General features: G+C 64.9%; 6 protein-coding genes. 4 read left to right on the top strand and 2 right to left on the bottom strand.

Features of this window, described 5'->3' with window-relative positions:
* The 3 genes from ACE3UY_RS09090 to ACE3UY_RS09080 all read left to right on the top strand — a co-directional run.
* A partial coding sequence (locus tag ACE3UY_RS09090) for a DUF4405 domain-containing protein (protein WP_374687226.1) occupies positions 1-436 on the top strand: 436 nt, incomplete at its 5' end.
* A 38-nt stretch (positions 437-474) separates the two neighbouring features.
* Positions 475-912, top strand: coding sequence for a hypothetical protein (locus ACE3UY_RS09085; RefSeq protein WP_374687225.1), 438 nt, complete (start codon positions 475-477; stop codon positions 910-912).
* A gap of 210 nt (positions 913-1122) precedes the next feature.
* Complete coding sequence (locus ACE3UY_RS09080; protein ID WP_374687224.1) at positions 1123-3324, top strand: choice-of-anchor Q domain-containing protein; 2202 nt, start codon at positions 1123-1125, stop codon at positions 3322-3324.
* Positions 3325-3420: 96 nt separating this feature from the next.
* Here ACE3UY_RS09080 and ACE3UY_RS09075 read toward each other — a convergent pair whose 3' ends face one another.
* Positions 3421-3828 carry a heme-binding protein gene (locus ACE3UY_RS09075; protein ID WP_374687223.1) on the bottom strand — a complete coding sequence of 136 codons (408 nt, stop codon included), beginning with the start codon at positions 3826-3828 and terminating at the stop codon, positions 3421-3423.
* Positions 3829-4047: 219 nt separating this feature from the next.
* On the bottom strand, positions 4048-5376 hold the full coding sequence (locus tag ACE3UY_RS09070) for a 4Fe-4S binding protein (protein WP_374687222.1): 1329 nt from the start codon (positions 5374-5376) through the stop codon (positions 4048-4050).
* A gap of 1011 nt (positions 5377-6387) precedes the next feature.
* On the opposite strand from ACE3UY_RS09070, the gene ACE3UY_RS09065 reads away from it, so the two are divergent.
* The coding region (locus ACE3UY_RS09065) for a hypothetical protein (protein WP_374687221.1) at positions 6388-8864 on the top strand (2477 nt) is incomplete at its 3' end.

Genomic DNA, 8864 nt, shown 5'->3' with positions numbered 1-8864 from the left:
GGCTATCCATGAGTGGCTCGGCATCGCTTTCGGCGCGGCCATCGTGACCCACTTGCTGTTGCACTGGAAGTGGCTGGTCGCCTCGACGCGGCGGCTGTTCGGCAAGCTGCCCTGGGCGACGCGCGTCAACTACATCCTGAACACGCTGCTATTCGTCGCCATGACGATCATCGTCCTGAGCGGCATCATGATGTCGGAAGTGGCCCTGCCCGCGCTGGGCATCCAGTTGCAGAGTGGGGGCGCCTGGCATCAGTTGCACTCGCTGGCTTCCGACGCGGCGCTGTACCTGCTGGCGCTGCACGTGGCCCTACACTGGAAGTGGATCGTCAATACCACCAAGCGCTACGTCATTAGCCCGCTGGTCGCGCCCGTCGCCAAGCGCCTGCGCCGACCGGCCGTGTCGCCCGCCCCGTTGGGCGAGGAGGTAGGAGCGTGAGCGCGGACATGAAGAACCCTCCGGAGGATCAACCCGGTATGGAAAAGCCTGTAAAACCTGAAGTCGTGAAGTCGGGGACGCGGCTCCTCGGTCGCATCCTCGTCATCCTGCTGGCCGCGCTGGCTGTGGCCGGCGCGACGATAGTCCTGGTCAATCGCGGCGCGCTCGATCAGTGGCTCGGCGGCGCGGGCGAGCCGTCTGAGCGCGGCGGGTTCGACGCCGCGACGCTGGACGAGCGCCCGGCGCGCCCCGAAGGCGAGTTCAACGGACGCGGTGGTGGGCGCGGTGGTCACGACGAAGGCGGCGGCCTCGGTCTGCAAACGGTGACCGGCTTGCTGAGGAACCTGGCGACCATCGGCGCAGTGGTTCTGCTGGTGGGCTTGGCCGGCTGGGTCGGCGCGCGCCTCGGCGCTCGCCGCGCAACGGGCCGTACCGCCAAAGCGCCGCCAGAGAAGTCGCCGTCGAATTATGTCTAGTAAGTTGTAGGGCGGGTTGGTAACCCGCCTCTTCGTTCGCCAGACGCGGGATACCATCCCGCGCTACATTTATAACTTTCGATGGTCTTTTTCGGCAGGGGCGTGATCTATAATGAAGTTCATGAGTAGCCGCGCGCCCGGCGATGGGCCGGCGTGGCCCGCGTGAATCGTATCGGGGGCCGGGCGCGACCGGGCTACGGGAGCCGAGTCATGAACGTCCAACCGATTGAGACCGAGCAAGGCGACCGCGCGGCCGCCCGCGGCTGGCTGGCCAGCCTCTTGTTGAGGCGAGGCGGGGAGTTCTTCCCGCGCTTTGCCGCCTACTATCGGCGCATGGCCGCCTTGCCGCGGCCATGGCGGCGTCAACTGCGGCGCAAGCTGGCCGTGACAGTCAGCGGCGCAGCGCTGCTGCTGGCCCTGGCCGGGCCGGTCGCTCCGACAACCTGGGCCGAGCCGGAAGCGCCGGCAGCTGTCATCCAGGTCGTCAACGGCGAGGTCGCCGACGTCGACAACGGCAAGTGCTCGCTGATCGAGGCGATCATCAACGCCCGCACCACCCGGGCTGGCCAGCTCCGGCCCGACTGCGCGGCGGGCAACCTGAGCGGGCCGGATACCGTATCGCTGCCGGCCAACGGCCAATTCGTCCTGACCGCCGTCCACAACGAGCAGTTCGGCCTGACCGGCCTGCCCGTTATCACCAGCGCCGTGACCATCAATGGCAACGGCGCGACCATCCGTCGGGATGTCAGCGGGCCTGACTTTCGCATCCTGGCCGTGGACGCCATCGGTGACCTGACCCTGCGGAACGCTACGATCAGCAACGGCTACCTTCCAGAGGAGCGCCAATCTGACCCCGGCGGGGCCGGTATCCTGAACAATGGCCGGCTGGCCGTGATTGACAGCACCCTTCAGGGTAACTGGGCCTACCTCGGCGGCGGCGGCATCGCGAACACTGGCACCCTCACTGTTACCAATAGCCGGATCATTGACAACACGGGCTACAATGGCGGCGGCGCCATCGCCAATGGCGGAATGGCAACGATCACCGGCAGCCTAATCGCTTACAACGGCGCATTCTACTACAACGGCGGCATCGAGAACTTCGGTGACATGGTCATCACCAACAGCACCGTCAGCGGCAATGGAACCTGGGAAAACGGCGCCGGCGGCATCGGCAACTATGGCACGCTGACACTCAACAACGTGACCGTCACCGAGAATAGCAACCGCTACAGCGACTGGCCTGGCGGCATCCGGAATGAAGGCACATTGCGGCTCAATCGCAGCATCATCAGCGGCAATGTCACCACCTACAGTGATCCCGCCATCCAATGGGAGATCTGGAATTTCGGCACGATCATCGCCAACAATCACAACGTTATCGGCTATGGCGGTAGCGACGGCAGCGACGATTTTACGCCCGGCGCGACGGACGTCATCCCGGCCGGCCCACTCAGCAGCGTGATCGGCCCGCTCGCCAACAACGGCGGCCCGACCTGGACTCACGCCTTGCCCGCTGGCAGCCCGGCCATTGACCTGGCCCCCAGCGCGCAATGCACGGCCGCGCCCGTCAACGGCGTCGATCAGCGTGGCGCGCCGCGCAACGCCAACGGCGCGGATGGCGTGACGGCCCGCGAGTGCGACGCCGGCAGCTTCGAGCGGCAACAGGGCGGCGGGGGCGGCGCGGCCTTCCTCGTCTCGCCGGCCACGGCCGGCTCGGTTGGCGGCGTGGCCTTCGCCCCGGCCGACATCCTGAAGTTCGATCCGGCGACCGGCTGGTCGCTCTATTTCGACGGCTCCGACGTGGGCGTGACCAAGAACGTGACCGCCTTCGAGGTATTGGGCAACGGCCGCATCCTCCTGTCGTTCGCCGCCAACCAGTCCATCCCCGGCGTGGGCGTGTTCGCGCCGCAGGACATCGCCCGCTTCGCGCCCACCTCGACCGGCCCCAACACGGCCGGCTCGTTCCAGTGGGAGTTCGACGGCTCGGCCCACGGGCTGACGACGGCCGGTGAGAAGATCGACGCCCTGGGCGACCTCAACGACGGCCGGCTGGCGCTCAGCACCGTCGGCGCGGCGGCCGTGCCCGGCCCCGGCGGGACGCTGCGGGCGCAAGATGAGGACGCGCTCGGCCTGGATCGGGCCACGAGCGCCTGGTCGGCGTTCTTCAACGGCACGGCCGTTCCCGGCCTGGCCGTCGAGGACGTGAACGCGCTCTGGCGCGACCCGGCGACGGGCGACCTCTACATCAGCATTGTGGGTGGGTTCAATCTAGGTGACGTGGCTGGCAACGGCCGGGACATTGTCAAGCTGACGCCCGACGGCTCGGGCGGTTACACGCCGTCGTTGTGGTGGGATGGTTCGGCGGCGGGCTTTCCGGTCAATATTGACGGGTTAGAACTGCTGCCATAAGCACGAAGATCCATCTCACGCGAAGACGCAAAGAACGCCAAGCTCAGAATCTTTTTGAGCTTGGCGTTCTTCGCGTCTTGGCGTGAGACTATTTCCCTAGCAGGCCACCGACGCCCCGTAATTGGCGAGTTCCATATCCTCGTTTTCTTCCAGTCCACTGACGCCCACCGCGCCCACGACCTGACCATTGTAGACGATGGGCGCGCCGCCGCCGCAGCCGGTGTAGCGCAAGTTGCCGAAATGGGTCAGCGGGAACTCCTCGACGCGGGAGCGCTGGCCGACCTCCCAAGAGGTCTGGCGTTCGCGGGCGGCGGTGTAGGCCTTGTTGATGGCGTTGTCGATGGCCGGCAGCGGGCAGCCGTCGGTGCGCAAAAAAGCCAGAAGTTCGCCATGCTCATCGACGACGGCCACGGCCGCGCCCTGTTCATGGCTCTCCATCTGCTTGGCGACGGCCAACACGATGGCCCGCGCTTCCCGATGTGAAAGATGAGTTTGCTTTTCCATTGGCTCTCCTTTGGATATGTCCGATCAACCACCAATACAGCATGGTCGCGGCCGCGGCCGCGCTCATTGGGTATATAGTACTAGAACAGGGCGAGGAGGTCTATTCCATTTTGGTAATTTTTACATTCCGTTTAGTTTTGGGCCGGTTCCGCGTTTGTAGTCAGGCAATTCATTGCCGTTCTTTCGCGCGGAAGAGAGGAACAGCAATGAATTGCCTGACTACGAACCGGGGGTTTTCGTGAACTTGGCCGCGCCGCGGGCCACGGCCCCCAGGAAGGCCGACCGCACCGTCTCGCTCGCCAGGGCCACGCGGGCTGGCGGCAAGTGCTCTACGGCGCGCACGACGTTGGCCACGGCGCGGTGGCTGAGCCGCTCCGGCTCGCCGAAGACCACGTCGGCCAGCTTGCCGCGCTCCACGGCCATCGCCACCACGCGCTCGACCAGGTTGTCGGGCGTGTAGACGCGCTGCGCCCGCGGGGCCATCGCGATGCCGCCGAACCGGCACGCCCCGCTGCACGTGCCGCAGCCGAGGCACAACTCCTCATCGACCACGGCCCACCGGACGCGCCGCTGCCGGCCCGGCGCGCGGGCGCTCGCCTCGCGTCGCTCCTCCAGATGAATGGCTCCCACCGGGCAGGCGGCCACGCACTGGCCGCAGCCGTTGCAGCGCTCCCGATCCACTTCCATGATCCAGTTGGAGGTGACAATGGCATGCGGCAGGTCGAACTCTTTAATGGCCCGCATCATGCCGCAGCAGCAGCCGCAGCAGTTGCAGATAAAGGAGACGCCATCCTTCACATTGTCGGCCGTCTGGGCCAGCCCGGCCGCCTGACACTCGGCGAGGATGTCCAGCGCCTCGGCCCGGTCAATCGGCTCGGCCAGACCGTGGTTGACCAGCATGCCGCCGGAACCGCCAAAGGTCAGGCAGGTGCGCTGCGGCCGGTCGCATGCGTGGCCCAGGTGCGACGCCTTGTGGCGGCAGGCGCACAGCGAGACGGCCGCGGCCCGAGCGTCGCGGATGATGGCGCTGGCCTTCTCGTAATCCAGCACCTCGACCGCCGGTTCCTGGGGTAGGGCCGACTCGCGGGGCAGGGAGCGGCCGAGCTGCGTCGGGCCGCCGCCGAAGACGGCGCGGGCGAAGCGGCCGTCGCCCTCGGTCATGTACGTCTCGAACAGCGCCGCCAGATCGGGCAGGGGCAGGTCGGGCCGGGCGCGCATGAAGGTGAACTCGAAGAAGCCGATGACCACCGGCGGCAAGGCGAAGTAACGCCGGCCGCCGGCGCTCAGGTCGAGAATGAGGCCGCGGTCGGCCAGGCGCGTCAGTTGCTCGTCCAGGGCGGCCGGGTCGCGGCCCAACTGGCGGGCCAGCGTCTCCAGCCGCGCCGGGCGGATGGGCACGCGGGCGGCCAGCGCGGCCTCCTCCGGCGAATAGAGCAGTTGCAGGATGCGCGTGAAGGCTGGCGAGGCGGGCGCGCCCGTCACCTGCCGGTCGAGGGCGCGCTGGAGGCGGTCGTAGTCGCGGTCGGGGTTGGTGTTTGCGTGAGCCATGGCGGGAGTTAGGAATTAGAAATCAAGAGGCTTCTCCATGAGTTCATTCCTAATTCTTAATTCCTAATTCCCAGTTGTCCAGTGCCGGGTGTCACCAAGTCGGGGTGACGAACCTCATGGCTTTAACAGCCTCCACTGAAGATACGTCATATTACGTATTATCTATAGGGCATATGCTCAATATCACACATCCTTCACGGGCGCAATAGCCTGCCCTATTGACAAGGCAAATGACTTTGCTTATACTGGTACTTAAGTACCGTCACCTGTGCCTTTACTGGACGTTCTAGCCATTTCGGGCACACGAATTGTTAAATCGGGGGCCAGCTCAACAGATTGCGTAACGGTCTTTCTTTTTTCGCGCCTCATTGTGAAACGTTCGTTTCGAATGTGCGCGAATGATACCGGGCGATAGCCCGGACAGTTTGGGCTGGAATACTGTACTGGTATGATGGGAGGTGTATCAACCCGCACGTTAGAAGCCCTGGATGGGACCGCGCCAGTTCACAACGCAGCGATTTACCTCACCCAGAATGAAACTATCGTGCGAGAGAAGAACAATGGGGAATTCTTCTTAACAGAATAGTCCGTCAGCAACCGTTGTACCCATAACGCCGCGTCCTGCGGCCACATCACGCGAAGCGCTCCATCCAAGTCCGCGCTGCAACTCCTCGGGGGTGAGTTCCAGGCGGGCGAGCGTTCTGTCGCACCTGTTCGGTACGCCCGCGCCGGGGTTCTGCGCCCCGGTAGCATGCCTTCGCGCCCGGCCGATGCCGCGCGCCCAGGCATCGGCGAGGCACGCCCCCATTCCGCCGCGGCTCGCGTTCGATGGCGCGCGCCTGAATTAGACCATTGCCACTTAACCAGCATCATGGAGATACTGAAGTGAACTCTGTACCACGATGTAGCACACTTTGGAAGAGGTACCGGATCGCGCTTCTGCTTATTCTGGGCGCGTTCCTTCTCGCGCTAACTGTCAGCCCATCGGCCGCGGCTAACCCCGCGCCGGTGATGGTCTTCTTCTTGACTGAGCCGGAAGATGACGTGCTGGACGCCATGAACGTCATCAACAGCGCCGCCAATTCCCCTATGGTTACCAAGATCTCGATCGCCATCAGCGGCGACGATACCCTGGTGTACTATGACCACTGGGAAGACGGCTTTGCCAACGACATCGCCAACCCAACGCCGGGCGAGATCTACGCCAACCCCGGCAACCTCGATGGCGTGCAGATCTGGGGTGATGGCAACGCCGCCAATGGCGCGCCGCCCGGCTTCGCCGGCGACCTGCTGGACAGCGGCGACGTCATCATTCTGGAGGACAACAGCGTTGTCGTGCCCAACCTGGCGAGCACCCTTGACTGGGACGGCAAGGACAAGATCGGCGGCAGCAATGCCATCGCCGTCAGCCGCTCCCTGTGGGCCAGCGACAGCAACTCGCTGTTCGCCTGGGCCAACGCGATGTACCCGACTACCGACTGGGGTCAGGAGTATACGGCGCCGGTCGGCTGTGACACGACCGCCGACAATATGTTCAGCTACACGGCCTTCTCGATCACCGCGGCCTATGACGGCACGGTGATCCAGGTAGACCCGGAGGGCAATGGGACTTGGGAAGCCTCGGTGACGCTGGACGAAGGCGAGACCTACTTCGACGACAGTTCGTCGGGGTCGGGTTGCGACTACGTCCGCCAGGGCGGCAAGGTTCGCTCGACCGACGCGGCCAAGCCGATCCAGGTGGTTCTCCTGACCGGCGAAATCGGCTCCAACTTTGGCTCGCGTGACCTGAATCTGGTGCCGGACGCCCACCTGAGTTCCAGCTACTGGATCCCGGTCGGCAACAGTACCAGTACCAGCGGCAACTCCGGCGACACCCGGATGTTCATCTATAACCCGTCGGCGACCACGCTCTACGTCAAGTGCGAGAAGCCGGGCGACTCCGACGTGCTGACCATCGCTGCAGACTCCGTCAACAGCGCGTTCACGACGAGCGACGACCAGGCAGCCCACTGCTATGCCGTAACGGACGCCACTGGCAACACGGCCGACACCAGCCGGACGTTCAGCGGCCTGACAACGGTCGACACGTATGATTCGGGTTGGGACTGGGCCGTGCCCTTCATCCCCGAGAGCGGCCTGTCCAATCAGGCGCTGGTCGGTCTGGGCGTCGGCCGCGACTGGACGGCCAGCGAAAGCCTGACGCAGAACGGCAGCCCGCTGTGGGTCACGCCGACCTGCCAGACGTTCTTCTACGTGGACTGGGACAATGACGGCACGCCGGACAAGGTAGACTTCAACGGCGACAACGACGTGACGGACACCAACGTCAACGGCCTGAACGAGACCACCTCTAACAACGGCTTCCAGGTCTCACTGTTGCAGTCGGCGCGCCTGTTCGACGCTTCCGATCGCGACCAGACCGGAGCCTATCTCTACACCAAGACGGCGGCCAATAACGGCGGCACGGGCGGCTGCGCCTTCGCCGCGGCCTGGGGTGAAGACCCGCGGACGGCTAGCGTCGGCCGGCCTGGCCTCGACCTAGGCACGATCATCGTCTCCCTGAAGTCGGTGGAGACGAGCAAGGCCTCCAACCTGCTGGTCGACGCCGACAGCAACGGCGTGGTTAGCCCCGGCGACACGCTCCAGTACCTGATCACCATCGAGAACACCGGTCTCGCGCCGGTTGGCATCTCGGTCAAAGACACCGTGCCGGCCAACACGACCTACGTGTTGAACTCGACGGAGAAGCACCTCGGCAGCGGCTGGGTAGCCATCCCCGACAACGGCAGCGGCACGCCGTTCCCCCTGGACGTGGAGCCTAACGGCGTCGCGCTGGGCAACCTGGCTATCGGTTCGACCTACCAGGTGCGCTTCAAGGTCACGGTCAACACCATTCCCGCGGGCACGACGGTGCAGATACAGAACTGCGCGCGGATCGCCTATAACGGTTCGGCCGTCATCACCTGCGTCACGGAAGACGTGACCGTTCCGGCCGTCCCCGCCCTGACGCTGGACAAGACGACCACCACGGCCAACTACGACGCGGTCGGCGACACGATCAGCTACAGCTACAAGGTGACGAACAGCGGCAACGTGCCCCTGACGCCGCCCTACGCCGTCTCTGACAATAAGGCGACGGTGACCTGCCCGCAGACGCCGAACCCGCTGGCGATGGGCGCGTACATCACCTGCACGGCCACCTACACCGTGATCCAGGCCGACCTTGACGCTGGCCAGGTGGTCAACCTCGCCACGGCGACGGCCAAGTACAACACCCAGACGGTGACCTCCAACCAGGACACGGTGACCGTTCCGTTCTTGCCCACCCCGGCGCTGACGCTGGACAAGACGACGACGACGGCCAACTACGATCAGGTTGGCGACACGATCAGCTACAGCTACAAGGTGACGAATAGTGGCAACGTGCCCTTGACCCCACCCTACGCGGTCGCCGATAACAAAGCGACGGTGAGCTGCCCGCAGACGCC

The sequence above is a fragment of the Promineifilum sp. (SeqCode) genome (assembly GCF_041918635.1).
Taxonomy (GTDB): Bacteria; Chloroflexota; Anaerolineae; order Promineifilales; family Promineifilaceae; genus Promineifilum.
Note: the sequence above shows the minus strand (reverse complement) of the source record. Positions and strands in the feature narration are given on the sequence as shown.